The 14,918-nt window shown below is 41.4% G+C and carries 11 protein-coding genes; 2 read left to right on the top strand and 9 right to left on the bottom strand.

Annotation, left to right across the window (positions count from 1 at the left end; genetic code table 11):
• Nucleotides 1-11 precede the first annotated feature (11 nt).
• A complete protein-coding gene (locus GFB48_RS07260) occupies nt 12-2,591 on the bottom strand; it encodes a parallel beta-helix domain-containing protein (RefSeq protein ID WP_240464842.1) in 2,580 nt (859 codons plus the stop codon).
• Nucleotides 2,592-2,874: 283 nt separating this feature from the next.
• Between GFB48_RS07260 and GFB48_RS07255 the strand changes: the two genes are divergently transcribed.
• Nucleotides 2,875-4,158 (top strand): DEAD/DEAH box helicase, encoded by a 1,284-nt coding sequence (locus tag GFB48_RS07255; RefSeq protein ID WP_163933272.1) that lies wholly within the window; start codon nt 2,875-2,877, stop codon nt 4,156-4,158.
• A gap of 90 nt (nt 4,159-4,248) precedes the next feature.
• Here GFB48_RS07255 and GFB48_RS07250 read toward each other — a convergent pair whose 3' ends face one another.
• Genes GFB48_RS07250 through GFB48_RS07240 form a run of 3 tightly spaced genes read right to left on the bottom strand, consistent with a single transcriptional unit; the run spans nt 4,249 to nt 8,047 of the window.
• Nucleotides 4,249-5,985: a sugar phosphorylase gene (locus tag GFB48_RS07250; RefSeq protein WP_205597697.1), complete on the bottom strand. Its 1,737-nt coding sequence runs from the start codon at nt 5,983-5,985 to the stop codon at nt 4,249-4,251.
• Nucleotides 5,972-7,213: a glycosyl transferase gene (locus tag GFB48_RS07245; protein ID WP_163933269.1), complete on the bottom strand. Its 1,242-nt coding sequence runs from the start codon at nt 7,211-7,213 to the stop codon at nt 5,972-5,974. Before GFB48_RS07245 ends, GFB48_RS07250 begins: the two co-directional genes overlap by 14 nt.
• Nucleotides 7,214-7,225: 12 nt before the next feature.
• Entirely contained in the window at nt 7,226-8,047 is an 822-nt protein-coding gene (locus GFB48_RS07240; protein WP_163933266.1) for a mannosyl-3-phosphoglycerate phosphatase, read from the bottom strand.
• 252 nt (nt 8,048-8,299) lie between these two features.
• On the opposite strand from GFB48_RS07240, the gene GFB48_RS07235 reads away from it, so the two are divergent.
• Nucleotides 8,300-9,139: an isopenicillin N synthase family oxygenase gene (locus tag GFB48_RS07235; RefSeq protein ID WP_163933263.1), complete on the top strand. Its 840-nt coding sequence runs from the start codon at nt 8,300-8,302 to the stop codon at nt 9,137-9,139.
• 63 nt (nt 9,140-9,202) lie between these two features.
• Here GFB48_RS07235 and GFB48_RS07230 read toward each other — a convergent pair whose 3' ends face one another.
• Genes GFB48_RS07230 through GFB48_RS07210 form a run of 5 tightly spaced genes read right to left on the bottom strand, consistent with a single transcriptional unit; the run spans nt 9,203 to nt 14,914 of the window.
• A complete protein-coding gene (locus GFB48_RS07230) occupies nt 9,203-10,273 on the bottom strand; it encodes a DUF3541 domain-containing protein (protein WP_163933260.1) in 1,071 nt (356 codons plus the stop codon).
• Entirely contained in the window at nt 10,203-11,780 is a 1,578-nt protein-coding gene (locus tag GFB48_RS07225) for a hypothetical protein (protein ID WP_163933257.1), read from the bottom strand. Before GFB48_RS07225 ends, GFB48_RS07230 begins: the two co-directional genes overlap by 71 nt.
• The gene (locus GFB48_RS07220; RefSeq protein WP_163933254.1) at nt 11,725-12,675 is read right to left on the bottom strand and encodes an alpha-L-glutamate ligase-like protein; all 951 of its coding nucleotides are present in this window, start codon (nt 12,673-12,675) and stop codon (nt 11,725-11,727) included. The genes GFB48_RS07225 and GFB48_RS07220 overlap by 56 nt, the downstream gene beginning before the upstream one ends.
• Nucleotides 12,675-14,183 (bottom strand): inactive transglutaminase family protein, encoded by a 1,509-nt coding sequence (locus tag GFB48_RS07215; protein WP_163933251.1) that lies wholly within the window; start codon nt 14,181-14,183, stop codon nt 12,675-12,677. The genes GFB48_RS07220 and GFB48_RS07215 overlap by 1 nt, the downstream gene beginning before the upstream one ends.
• Nucleotides 14,183-14,914 carry an ATP-dependent zinc protease gene (locus tag GFB48_RS07210; RefSeq protein WP_163933248.1) on the bottom strand — a complete coding sequence of 244 codons (732 nt, stop codon included), beginning with the start codon at nt 14,912-14,914 and terminating at the stop codon, nt 14,183-14,185. The genes GFB48_RS07215 and GFB48_RS07210 overlap by 1 nt, the downstream gene beginning before the upstream one ends.
• Between the last annotated feature and the right edge of the window lie 4 nt (nt 14,915-14,918).

The raw sequence follows: 14,918 nt of genomic DNA, 5'->3' as shown, positions 1-14,918 counted from the left end.
TAAAAGTTAATTTACTGAGGTGAACAGTCTGCTGCTGGTAAGCGATTGATCCACTCTTTTATCAGTGCCACACCCTCAAGGTGGGCCAACGAGCGCCCGATCTCTGGCATTCGATCACCTGGATCAGTCGAAGCCATTCGATAATGCATAATAGAGTTATCCGCATCACCAGGTACAGTATCATAACTTAGATTACCGCCCCCGTAGGCGACCGGCGATTTACAAGTACCATGACCGAAAGGATCGGATGCGTAACTGCGTCCATATTCTAGTTTTAAACCAGTATTTGAAGCATTACCCTCTGGGCGATGACAATGGGCACAGTTAATGTCTAAGTATGCTTTAGCATTGGCCATTAGATCCGTATCGGACATGGTTGCAATCGCTGCGGCATCTGTATCATTGAAACTTGGTACGCTGTCGACACTGCTAAGTTCTGGTAAGTTAACTAAGATACCCGCTTGAGCCCACGCAGTAAGTTGATTGATAGCACCGGCACCATGATCAAAGTCCTTGTTAAGGTTGCGAGCTTTAGGACCAATAGGCAAGAACTCTGCAGCAGAGTTTGCATCTGCTTTAAATTGATGACATTGCTTACAATCATTAATGTTAGGTACTTTATAATTGAAATCATAATCTTGACCGTTATGACTGATCATCATATTTTGCGAAGCACCGGCTTTAGTCAGTACCGCATCGGTTTTTTCTGCATTCCAAACATAAGGTAACGCCGCCCAACCATCAACGCGGCGGATAAGCAGTCGTGTCTCAATCAGGCTTTCATTAGCGATACCACGATTAGCGGTATTAGCTGGCATTGCAAAAGTTTTAGTGATCACCGTGCCGACAGGGAAGTTAAAGACTTCAGTAGCATTAAACTCAGCACTTTCACCTTCAGGGATAAATACATAACGATATTTACTGGCATAGTCAGTGAATAATTGGGTATTCAAATCATACGCTAAACCACCCGAATTGGCGTTTTTAGTTGGGTCACTAGGGTCTACAAAAAGATTGTAGTCAGACAGCTTAGGACAGTTTGCCCCTAACAGCGCAGTCCAGTTCGCGCCTTCACCAGCACTACATAAGCTAAGGTCACCATCGCCACTTAGACCACCAGTACCAAAGCCAATGCCACCTTCATTTTCAACAATCGTGGGACTGTCACAGCCGGCAAAATCATCATCGATATTACAGCCGAATTGCTCACCAGCAAACGTCACTGCATGGGTTGGTAGCGGTGGTTGACTACAAAATAGTAAAGTATTCTCAGTACCTTCTGCGGGCTTTTCCAACAGGGTATCTGGATTTGCAAGATCTAAACCGGTTTTAAATAATTGTCCAATAGATGCTGTGCCATTGTTATTCACACAGATATTGTCACTACCATCCTCTGCAAAGGGCGCTTCACCGAGAGGCAATAGGCCACCACTATTGGCAATTAAAGGACCAATACCGTCGTATAAAATATCAGGAAAATCCTTTCTTAGAGCAAGATAGGCAAGGATGATATCTTCAATTAATTTACCGTTAGGGCTTAGACCTGAGCGTTCAATTGTATTGTGATGAATATGAATGTTGCGCGGAATTGGGCGCCATCCATCCACCATAATAGGCGTATATTGCTCAACGAAAGGCAGTAAGTCAGGCTCTAACTTATCTTGCTCAGCAATAAAAAAGCTTGAGATGGCAATAGCCATTGAATCATGATTGGTGATGGTGTTATTGAAGATCTCAACATCACGAGTGGAGAGAATAATCATACCGGTGCCAGGAGGGACGATATGAACACCGGCTGGATTCGCTGAAGCATTTGCAAAGTTATGGGTGTTATTAGCATCGACAATATTATTAAAGATACGCACACTCGAGCCGTATCTATGATTACCAATGGGTAAGTCGAATACTAAAATACCACCGGTGTTACCACGCGCAACGTTATCATAAACATCAGCGTACATTGAGTTTTCAATTTCAATACCTGCAACGTTTTCTAGGGCTAGGTTACGACGCACCACAATATATTTCGATTGGCCTACGTAAATACCAGCATCAGCACTGCCGCGGGAATAACTGTCTTCAATAAGAATGTTTTCACATTCTACAGGGTATAAACCATAGGCACCATTACCTTGATTGAGTTCACCTTCCCAGACAGCCCCAACTCTACGTAATATGATGCCATTGGAGTTTTTAAGCTTAATGCCGTTGTTATTGGCTTCATAAACAGATAGATCTTCCATCAAAATATTTTTGGCGTTTTGCACAAAAATACCATCACCATCTTGTGAACCGCTAAAATCAAGGATGGTTTGCTCCATGCCATAACCCAAAATAGAGACATTTGTCGCAGATGAACCATCAAATGAGAGAGTAGAGTCAATCATGTGACGGCCTTTTGGCAGAACGATTACATCACCTGCTTGAGCATTAATTAAGGCTTCTTGGAGTCGCGTGGTGAGACCGTCACCCGCTTCAATCATAATTGCGCCTTGAGGAAAGGTACGGTCAGGTGCTGGAGCCTCAATTACAGGGGGAGGGGCGACTGGAACAGTGGTGACAGTCTCTTTGTCATCATTACAAGCGGTCATAGCGAATGAGGCTGTTGCCATTAGCAAAAAGCCCCTTAGCCATTTATTATTATATTTATACATAATCAATCCTTTTAATTATTCATATCTAACTTGCCTTGTAACCATTAAAATTCCAATGTGGAAATGGGCCAATTTAATGCTAATTTGTACTATATGGGTGTGAGCGATAGGATCTTTAATGAGTAAAAGTGCAGTTTTGTCGATAATGACGAGAAATTTTGCTCAAGTTAGATTATGATGCCCACCCATATTTCACCTGATAACTAGGAATACTAATATTATGCTATTTTCATCCCAAGGGTTTAGTGAGGAGTTGCTCAAAGCGCTTGAAGAATGTGGTTATCAGAAATTAACCCCAATTCAACAACAGGCATTGCCAGTTGCCAAGCGAGGTCAGGATATCCTTGCCACCGCTCAAACTGGAACAGGCAAGACCGCCGCTTTCGCTCTTCCTATTATCAATCACCTATTAAAAGATAATTCTCCAGCGAGCCCATACACGACCAAGGCGTTAATTTTGGCACCTACTCGTGAGTTAGTTGCGCAAATTGCCGACAATATCAGTGCTTATGTCAAATATACCAATTTGAAGGTGGTGAGTGTTTATGGAGGCGTCAAGATGTCATCCCAAGAACGCAAACTCAGCGATGGTGCAGACATTGTGGTTGCAACCCCTGGTCGTTTATGGGAACACATTGAGCTTGAAAATCTCAATATTGAAAATATTAGTCATTTAGTATTCGATGAAGCTGATCGTATTTTGGATATGGGTTTTATCAGTAAAGTGCGTGCAATCATGATGGAGGTAAATTCCTCACCGCAAATTATGATGTTCTCTGCGACCGTTTCTAAGCAACTTAATGCTCTGGCTGCTGATATTTTAAGGAAGCCAAAGCGAATTGAAGTTGAACGAGCTAACACCACCGCCTCAACCATTTCCCATGTTCTTTATCCTGTTGATGGGGATCGTAAAACCGAATTACTCGCAGAGCTCATTGGTCGAAAGAACTGGCAGCAGGTATTGGTTTTTGTTAACTACAAAGAAACCGCCAATAATATTGTAAAAGAGCTTAAGCTAGATGGCATTAAGGCTGTACTTTGCCATGGAGATCGTGCCCAAAGTGCTCGTCGTCGAGCGCTTGATGAATTTAAATCCGGCCAAGCAAGAGTGATGGTGGCAACCGATGTAGCCGCTCGTGGTTTGGATATTGAATCTCTGCCTCATGTGGTTAACTATGACATGCCTTTCCTGGCAGAGGACTACGTTCATCGTATTGGTCGCACCGGTCGAGCTGGGCAACGAGGTTCTGCGGTGTCTTTTGTGAATCGCGAAGAAGAACTAACCGTTATGCAGGTTGAGCAATTAATCGGCCAGAGAATAAAGCGCATTGTGCAATCAGGTTATGAAATTCAAAATCGTGATGCTTTCTTAGCTAAGTTAAATTCAAAGCCAGCTTTTAAAGAGCGTCGCTCGAGAGTTAATAATCCAGATAAACCTAAGGATGATCAATTCAGTGCAGAGCGTCGTTTGCGCATTCAGCGTCATCTAAAATCAGGAAAGTGAGCGACCTAGCGATGCCGAACAGCATCGCATGGTGGGGTATTTGCTTCATTTATCAATAACCAAATGGCTGCAATCGCAGCCATTTTTAGATCATATATTTGTGATCCACAGGCATTGGTAAGGCTCAACCCGTAGCTCAGAAAATGGATCTTGACCAATATCATGGCCGAGTAAATCATACCAATTTTGACCATCAATTAAGTTTAATTCGGCAAGGGAGAACAATGCCGTTTCACAGCTGATGTTAATCACACAAAATATGGACTGCTTTTTGTCTAATGATTGACGCCACAAGCCAATAAATTTGCTACCTAATTGCAGGGTAAATTGAGTGGCATTGGGATGGAATGCCTTTTGTTGTTGGCGGATCTTGATAATTTGATTAAGTTCAGTGAAAACCTTATGTTGATGGTTATTTTTATCGCCCAGTGCAGACTCAATTTCATCAACCAAATATCGACGTCGATTGATATGGCGTTTGTGCCCTGAGTTTTCAAATCGATTAATATCGTTTTGAGTTGCTAACAAAGAGTGCAGGTAAAATGCTGGGATCCCCTCGATAGAAAGCATGACCACATGTGCCGCGATAAACCTCGAGATTTGTAAACTATCTTTGGATTGGGATTGCATTCGAGACATAGCATCAAACAGTGCAATATTGAGCTCGTAAGGCTTTTGCTGTTGTTGGTCAACTTTTCTGAAAGAGACTTGGCCATTACAATCAAGAGCATGTTGCACTAGGTTTTGTATTTGTTGAGCGCTCAACAACCCTTCGACAGGCCTTAACCCTATGCCATCATGTGAAGCTATGAAATTGAGATAACAATTGCCTGCGACACAAGGGGGCAGCGCCATTAACCAGCGTGTCAGCGCCTGAGAATTCCCCGTAGTTAAAGTATGAAGTAATAACGGTGGTAGCGAAAAGTTATAAATACTATGGGCTTCATTGCTGTTACCAAAGTAGCTTAGATTTTGTTCATTGGGTAGATTCGTTTCGCTGATGATAATGGCATTCGGTGCTACTTGCTCAATAAGCAGTCTGATCACTTTTATTAGCTGATGAGTTTGCGGTAAATTCAGGCAGTCAGTACCTACTTCCTTCCATAAAAAGGCCACGGCATCGAGTCTAAAGATACGGATGCCCTTTTCTAAATAAAAAGCGATGATTTTTATAAACTGTACAAAGACACGGGGGTCTTCAAAATTGAAGTCAATTTGGTCGTGACTAAAGGTGCACCATAGATGCTTTTCTCCATTTAAAGTATCCACCTTTCTGAGTAACGGACTGGTTCTCGGTCTGACGACTTTTGATAGGTCATCCGCGGGATTGCCTTGATAGAACATGTAACTACCCGGTTCAACGCCATTACAAAATTGTTCGAACCAAATGGAACGGCTTGAACCGTGATTAATGACCAAATCCGCCATTAATCGGTAGGCTTGTGCGAAGCGACTGATATGATTCCAGTTACCTAAGGATTCATTGACCGATGTATAATCAATCACGGCAAAGCCATCGTCTGAAGAGTAGGGGTAAAAAGGTAAAATATGAACACCAGTAAAATGATCAACATATTTATGCATGAACTGCTCTAAACATTGCAGAGATGGCTTGTGAGGGTGATTGATGCTGTCACCATAGGTAATCAAAAAGACATCGTTCTCATCCCATAAATGTTGTTCGAGTTCATTCTTTACCGCATTTTTATTAAGACCCATTATTGCTAATAGCTGTTCACATAAATCAGTAAATTCCGTTTCAGATAATGAGTAAACCGGTGCTAGCAGGGCCTGTAACTGGGTCGACAATAAATTATGCTGACTCACTTAATTTTCCTCTTAATTCTTTAGCATCTAACTCAACAGCTTCTGCAAGACGGTCAAAAATATCGGGTATAGCAGCTTGAACACGAGACCAACTTGGAATAAAAGGTCGCTCTGCAGGATTGTCGAGGAAAATTTGCCCAGCCTGAAGAATATTTTGAGCAAACATTTCTACGGCCTTTTCTTCTTGGTGTACATCTAACTGTAAGCCATTCATTAACGCATCTTTTTGGTAACTTTCGACAAAATCTAAGGCGATTCTGAAGTAGCAGGCTTTAATGGTTCGAAATGTTTCTGAATCAATGGTTACACCGCAAGTTGCCAGTTTCCTAAATATGGCTTTACTGATATCAATAGACATTTTAGATAAACCTTTAGTTTTGTCTTCTAAAGATAAATCCTGATGTTTATGATCATAATGTTTGGCGATGTCGGCCTGACAAATGCGGTTAGAAGAGTAATTACGGTACATTTCGGACAATACCCCAATTTCTAATCCCCAATCGCTAGGAATGCGAATATCAGTTAATACATCCTTTCTAAATGAGAACTCTCCGGCGAGGGGATAGCGAAAGCTATCTAAAAATTCTAAATAGTCGTGATGACCTAAAACTTTTTGTAAGGCCCGAAGTAATGGAGTCACTAATAGTCTAGATACTCGACCATTGATTTTGTTATCCGCGACTCGGGCATAATAACCTTTACAAAATTCGAATTGAAATTGCGGGTGAGCCACGGGATACAACAACTTTGCCAGCATAGAACGATCGTAAGTGGTAATGTCACAGTCATGCAAAGCTATCGCTTCGGCTTTACCAGTGGCCAGCATATAACCCATACAGTACCATACATTTCGGCCTTTACCTGCTTCTTTAGGAGCAAGATCATACTTTGCAAGTTCGCGATCAATGGCTCTTAGTCTTGGGCCATCATTCCATAAAATGGCATGTTCTTGAGGTAATGAGCTAAAGAATTCATTGGCGTATTGGTATTGTTCGAAATCGGCTTTATCAAGCCCGATAACAATTTGATTGAGATAATCGGCCTGTTCTAATTCTTTTACAATATGCTTGAGTGCAGGCCCTTCGAGCTCACTAAACAGTGAAGGTAGGATCAATCCCATAGGTCTGAAACGAGAAAAATGATTGAGTTCATATTCCATTTCTTCAAGGGAGTGAGTCTCTAGGTTATGTAAAGTCGTGACACTACCACTTTGGTGAAAATCGGACATCTTACGCTCTCCTTAGGCCAATTGACGACGAGAAAAAAAGTATTCAATAGCTTCGAACCAACCAGCCGGTCCATATTGTTGACTACGAAATAAATTAGGGTGACTAAAACTTGGGAAATGATGACTAGGTGAAGCGATTTGAGCGGCGAAGTCGCATACTTTGAGCATAGGCAAGTCGTTTTCACCATCTCCCAGAGCCAAACTGCAAATGGGATTAAGTTGGGGTTGGATCTGGGTTAACAACTCAATCAGTTTATTAACGGCGTAACCTTTATCTGCGCCATTATCGAGGTGTATAAAACGCCCCCCTTGGTTAACTTTGATCCCAAGCTGATGACAGTGTTGTTTAAATTGGGCCAGTTGCTGCGGACTGCCTGACCAATAAATAGGATCACTAAATAGCCTGTCTTGTGCCTGTCGTGCTTGTTCGGCCTCTAAATCCGTTAATGCCATTAATTGTTCGATGTCCATTTGACTGAAGGTCTTAGCGCAATGTTGAAAGTTTTCAAGCAAAGCAACGGTATCTATTTTTTCCGTTAATGCCCTGAGCCAATAATTACCATGACTGTATGCTTGCTCGATTTGTTTTTCGCTGTAATGACTTTTAGGGAAGGCGATAGCGCTGCCATTCTCGATGATCATCGGCGTATCAAGTTGCCATTTCCTTTGCAATTCAGTCATTTCAGAAAGGGTTTTGGAACTTACTAACACTAATGGGAAATGGCCTTTTTGCAACCAAGTTAAAGCCGCTTGGGCAGCTTTATCCTGGTAATTATGATGGTCGAGTAAGCAACCATCAATGTCACTAAACACTATATTAATTGGCTTTTTCATTTGGCCTCCAAATAATTATCTATACTTGAAAGGCAAGAGCTATGCCAAAAATATTACCAGTGTAATAAGTGAGTTGGCGTTAATAGAAGTTTTCTTTTGCACTAATTCGGTGCTTGCTTAGGGATGCCCACAAATGTTGCACAAAAACCGTGCAACATCCTGTGTATTGTGACACCTTAGGGGTAGGGTGCTTGAGAGCAATGTTACTACTCGTTAAACTTACAGCGTTTTTTGATAAGGTTAAAAATAAAAATGAAATTAGAAGCCATAGATTTTCTGAGTGAAAATTGTGAAGCAGAATTTGTAAAATCTTTACATGACACAGGTTTTGGTGTTTTAAAAAATCATCCTATAGATCAAGATTTGGTTGAAACTATTTATCAGCAATGGCAAGAATTTTTCAACAGCGACCGCAAAACGGAATTTACCTATAATAAAGACACTCAAGATGGTTTTTTTTCTTCTGAGGTATCGGAAACGGCGAAAGGTCACACCCAAAAAGATATTAAAGAGTATTTTCATTTCTACCCATGGGGTCAAATGCCAGAAGAGCTTAGGGAAAATATCGAGCTGTATTACAAAAATACGACTGAACTAGCTGCTCAATTGTTAAGCTGGATCGAAGCTCATTCTCCTGAGTCTGTATCAGAAAAATATTCAATTGCCTTAAGTAAGATGATTGAGAATTCGCAACAAACGTTACTGCGTATTCTTCATTATCCACCTATGCAAGGTGATGAGCCAGCAGGTGCCATTCGAGCGGCGGCCCATGAGGATATTAATTTAATTACTCTTTTACCTGCGGCGAATGAGCCGGGTTTGCAGGTGAAAGGCAGAGATGGCAATTGGATTGATGTTCCTAGTGATTTTGGTAATTTAATTATTAACATTGGGGATATGCTACAAGAAGCGTCAGGGGGCTACTTCCCGTCGACCACTCACCGAGTGATTAATCCAACGGGTGAACAGGTCACTAAGTCGCGGATCTCATTACCACTGTTTTTACACCCTAATCCAGAAGTGGTTTTATCAGAGCGTCATACTGCTAAAACTTATCTAATGGAACGTTTGCGCGAACTAGGCGTGATTTAATAAAGCAATATTTGCTCATAAAAAAACCCGTTAACAAACGGGTTTTTTTGTAGGGGTATTGGTTTACTTTGGCAGAGGTTGTAGTCCCTTGGGAAGATAACTTGCTAGCTGGGAGTAACTGGCTAAATTAGGTCCTGGGTGTAAGGGGGATTGCATACCATTTAATAGCATTAGGGCAAGCATATTTCTGTGTTCACCGCTGGCCAGATCGAAGCGACCGCTTGGAGATAAGATCATATTATAATGGGGATCAATTTGACTGATAATATGATCTTGGCAGCGAGCAACGACAGGGTGCTGATACTGTTCGGCTAATAAGAAGCTTACGCCAACTTCAGCAATGACGTCATTAGACGTTTCATTAATAATGCGATCGATGTTGTTTTGGAAGTAATCTAAAATCCATTTGAATTCTTTAGCACTAATTCGTTTTTGATAGTAATGGCTAGCGGCGAAAATGAAATGTGTCATTCCATAGATTTTATTCTTAAACTGTCTTTTACTTAAGTTACTGTCTTTGTCGTCGGCATAGACATTTTTGAAGGCTTTGGTATAGGCGGCGATGTAATCACCAGAGTTTAGTTGCTCCGACCAATAGACATAATTGGCAAGTTGAGCCGCCCAGCTTTTGATCATTGCCGGATCAGTGATAGCCTCAGTAAGATCATAATCTTTTAACGCTTGCAGCATTTTGGAGTGGCAAGGGCTGTAAAATCCAAGGGCGTCTATCCTTGAACCATAGCGAAGTAGTGCATCGGCATAGAAGATAAATTCAGGCCACGGTTGAATGGCCTTTTTACGAGCTCGAGCACGAGGACCGTTGCCAAGCTGGTCGATCATGATGTTCGCTTGGTGCTTTATAAAGGCTTGATCATCACTTGAACAGGCATAAAATCGCTGTGCGTCAGTGACAGAATATAAATCAATTAAACTGCTTTGTAGATACTCTTCTTTACCACTGAGACGAAACATTCTTAGGCCATAATGGCCTTGAATTCTTGGGGGCAGTTGATAGAGCTTAGGTTCAAAGGTTTGTTGTAGTTTTTGTAACGATTGCACACGTTTATTTTCGGGTAATTGACTGCATGCCGGCAGTGAGATCAGTATTAGTATTATCAAATTGATAGACTTCATTCTCTAAGTGCTCCCAAAAGCTTGTTTTTGTCAGTTTTTTTCCGGTAATTTGATTATAAACCCAAATTAAATCATTGTTATTTTCACTGCTAAAAAGTGTGCGATAACAAGCAATAACAGAATCACAATGATGTTTGTTGAGGTAACTGGCAAGGGGCGGCATTAATGCCTGCTGCAAATATTTGACACCTTGTAATCGCTCTTTAAAGTGGATTTTATTGGAAAAGTTCTTACTCACAAAAACTTGAGACTGATAACTGTGTTTGAACCATTGGCTTTGATCATATATTCGTTGCCAATGACTGTCTTTTTTGAAGGTATCAACAAACCAATATTGATATAAGTTATCCAGCTCAGCATCATCAGCGGAATGGGATAACAAATAAAAAGCATTTGGGTTGGCAATGACTTTAAATATTTTAGCGAGCATCATTAGCCATTGCTGTTGCTGCTGAGGGGTTGTTATCTGCGCTCTTTGATAAAGATGTATCTGCGCAAGTTGTGTTCCAATCACTCCTTTTTGAATTACTTGAGCATAATTGTTATCAGCCGTTTGTATCAAAAGTTCAGCAACAGGACGTTTTTTGGACCATATTCTCACTCTTTGGGGCTGCTGTTTATCACTGCTATTGAGTGGAATAATGGGCTCTATCTGATAGTTAAGTGCAGCTAAAATCTCCATCATTCTTTGATAACTATCCCAAGCTGGTGGACGAGCTTCTAACATTAATTGTTTGGGTAGCTGCCATGGTTTAACCAATAGTGGGTTTTGGTTTATTTTGGCTAAATACTTTTCTAAGCGTTTTGGTTCGACAAAATGTAATTGGCTAGGAAGAGAGCTATCCTGACTCAATTGTTGATTGAACGTTTGATCATTTAACTGACGGCTTTGCTGCCATGCTTGTTGGCCGCACTCTTCAGAAGTTGTTAAGAAGTAACGATTGAGCTGACGTAAATTAATCAGCCCGTTGGGGTAGTGTTCATTATGACAAGCCTGATTTTTTAAGGTTATGTGCGTCCTTTGCCTAAGTAGCGATAAATAATTGGCTTTAGTGGTTAGGTTTTTTAACTCAAAAGTCAATAAAATCGTTTCGAGTGTTAAATAGGCTTGGCTTAATTTTTGTAAATGAGGTTGCTTGGCCTGTGCTAGCTCACTAATAAAGCCACTTTTCTTGAGTAATTGAATGTGATCAAGTAGATGCTTTTTTAATCGAGTTTGACAGCCCAAGAACGCACCTTGTAGCTCTTGATTAAGCTTCAACGGTGTCTGATTAAGATAATCAAGATAATCAAATAAGTTATAAATTGGCAGCTCTTGCCTTTGCAGTAAAGTTGCGCGTTCGGCAATCGCAAATTGTTGATAAAGGTCGGTACTGGGTAAGGCTTGCTGACATTGCTGAAAACGCTGCCAAAGTTGACCTTCAATGGCAGCTGAATCAGTGATAACACAACTAAGCGTGAGCAGTAGAAAAATGCTTTTTAGAGTACGCAATTCTTTGTTCAACATCCATATTCTGTTCACCTAAGGCTTCAATTTGTTTTAGCCTTGGTAATATACCTTGATCATTGGCAATTTGAATAGCAAGTCCAGGGCGAGCATTTAATTCTAGTAACAAGGGCCCGTGTTCAACATCAAGAACCATGTCGGTTCCTAAATAGCCAAGGCCTGACATTTCATAGCAACCCGCGGCTAAATGTAAAAGCTTATCCCAATGGGGCACTTTAATCTCATTGAGTTTGCGGCCAGTATCAGGGTGGTATTCGACTTTTCTATCAAACTGTACGGCGTATAATCCTTGGCCGTTGGCTAGATCTAAACCTACACCAACCGCACCTTGATGAAGGTTAGCCTTACCATCAGAAGCTTTAGTTGATAAACGCAGCATGCCCATTACAGGGAACCCTTTAAAAATGATCAAGCGAATATCTGGCACCCCTTCAAAACTAAAGCCATCAAATACAGGGTCAAATTGAATTAACTCTTCAATCATTGCCACATCAGGTTTACCACCAAGGGTAAATAGGCCACTTAGGGTATTAGACACATGACGGGTCATTTCCTCATGAGTAATTTCATCCCCATTAGGTTTATAAAAGCGACCATCCTTAACCTTAGTGATCACCATGATCCCTTTACCGCCACTTCCTTGGGCGGGTTTAACTACGAACCCAGATTTTCCTTGAACGAGTTTAGGTACCATGGCGATATCATGTTGTTGGCTGATAACGCCAATTAACCCAGGACTGTGGATATTATTATCTATAGCCAGTTGTTTGGTCGATAGTTTATCATCCACGAATTTATAGAGGCGTCTAGGGTTATAGCGGCCAATATAATCAATATTTCGTTTATTCATACCTAGCACACCCTTGGCGGCTAGTGCTTTCGGGCTAGCGAACATTAACCTCTCTCCACGAAAGGGTGAAATCGTTTAAGTTCTAGTAAACGATAGCCAGTGTATTGGCCCATCATCAGCACCAATGCCAGAATGATTAAGTGTAATCCTAAAAAGTTAAATACCCAGTGCTGAATCCAATTAGAGTTCATTGCTAGATAGGTCAGTACGGCTACAAATAAACTTCCACCGCCTTGGACGAACACCTCTTTTGGGCCTTCCTCTTCCCATAAAATCGACATTCTTTCTATCGTCCATGCCAAAATGATCATAGGAAAGAAAGTAATGGTCAGGCCTTCATTTAATCCTAATTTAAAAGCGAGTAGGGTGAATATGGCAATAATACCTATTACCACTATGACGACTGCGGATATTCTTGATATGAGTAATAAGTTTAAATTGGACAGGTAAGAGCGGATCATCAAACCGATCGACACAATCAGCAGAAAGCCGATTAAACCAGTCAACAAGGTAGTTTGTATAAAAGCCATGGCAATGAGTACGGGCATAAAGGTACCAGAGGTTTTGATGCCCACCAGAACTCTTAAAAAGACCACAACTAATACCCCAACAGGCAACAACAAAATCCCTTTAAAAAGACTTTGCTCTTCAATCGGCAACTGATAGAGAGAGAAATCCCAATCAGTTTGCTGATCAATCACATCAACTGCTGTTTTTAAAGCCGAGCTTTGCTTTTCAAGCATAGAAAAGCTGACAGTGGAGTTTTTAGCACCAATCACATCCAGTATAGAGGATTGTTTAAAATCCCAAACCAGAGCATTTTTCGGGCGACCAATGATGCCAGTATCAGGGTTGATAAGTTGCCATTGCCCCTCTTCATAAAACGCTACCATAGTGACCAATTTTTGACGGCGGCGCTGATCCTCGAGCATGAGCACATGCATATTTTTAGCTGGGTAACCAGCACTGTGCATGAAGTTTAGTAGCAGTTTATCTCGTTTAAACGCATTATTAAGCAGGGCAATGTTTTGACTAGGGGAATCTGAGGTCATCATTTTGGCTATTTCTAAAGCAAAAGAATAAGCGCTAGCGCTCTTTTGCCAAGCGGTTTCAATAACTTCAGTAGCTGCGCCTCGGTATTCGTCATCCCACACTACAGGGCTAGGGGCTTGCGGTTCCTCATCTTGCAGTAATTGGGTTTGCTTAGTAGGAATTAAGGTCGCGCTATAAAAAAGCTGTTGATTGCCTTGGGGTTGACGGTGACTCCAAAGTGCTCGTCTGCCTTGTTGGTTTTCTGCAATGGTTAAGCCATAACCTGAAGATGTCGCATTTTCTTCAATAATTTCAAAAGCAGGGTCTGAAGGTAGGGCAAATGTGAGCTCAACCGGTTCACCTGAGCCTTGAAAAGAGAGTTTGGCATCAATTGCCCAACTTTGGATTTGCTCGCCAGGCACTAAAGGCACATCTTGTTCAATATGTCGAAAGGCAGTCGTGATGATGCCGACAATAAATAAAATGCTAATAAATAAATAAAAAGGTTTGCGCGATTGCATTAGTTATCCTTTTGGCGTGAAATTGGCTTAGTAGGTTCACCTTGGAACAACTCTTTAGATACATCAACAATGGCAATATCTTTGATGAACTTTCTGCCTAGCAATAGGGGATAGTCAAGATGGGAACGGTCCGTCAAGTTTATTTCAGTTGTTTGGCCATAACTGCCTATTTGCAAATGTGCATGAATCACTGGCCTTCTGTCTGCATTATTGGTTGCAGATTGTCTAATATTGACAAAACGGACAACTTTAGCTTCATGCACTATGGGTTGCTGACCATTGATTAAGGTAAACCTAACCCAGTCATCGCCATCGCGCTCAAAGTTTTGGATCTCTCGGGCATCTAAAGATGAGGATTCGGCGCCTGTATCAATTCTTGCGACTAATTGTGTTTTAAAGGTACTTAAATAGGCATTTTCAATTGCGCCTAAGATCATTTTATCTTGCATACTAGGAGTTTCAGGGCATTTCGGCATTGTCTGGGCCATTTGCATCGTTAACTTTTTATCGTCTATTTGTTGCAGTGATTGGCCAAGGGCTTGAACTTGTTGTTGTAGGCCGGTGACTAATTTCGGAGGGGTACATTGCTCAGCAATTTGAGAAGCAATTAGCTGCTGCTGTTTATCTAGGGCTGATTTTAACTGCTTCTGGGTGACCCCTGGGGTAGTTGAGGTGATGCTACAGGCACTCACAAATGACAAGCTTAATAACGCTAAAATAGTTCGTATCATTGAT

This window comes from Paraferrimonas sp. SM1919 (assembly GCF_010993985.1).
Taxonomy (GTDB): domain Bacteria; phylum Pseudomonadota; class Gammaproteobacteria; order Enterobacterales; family Shewanellaceae; genus SM1919.
Note: the sequence above shows the minus strand (reverse complement) of the source record. Positions and strands in the feature narration are given on the sequence as shown.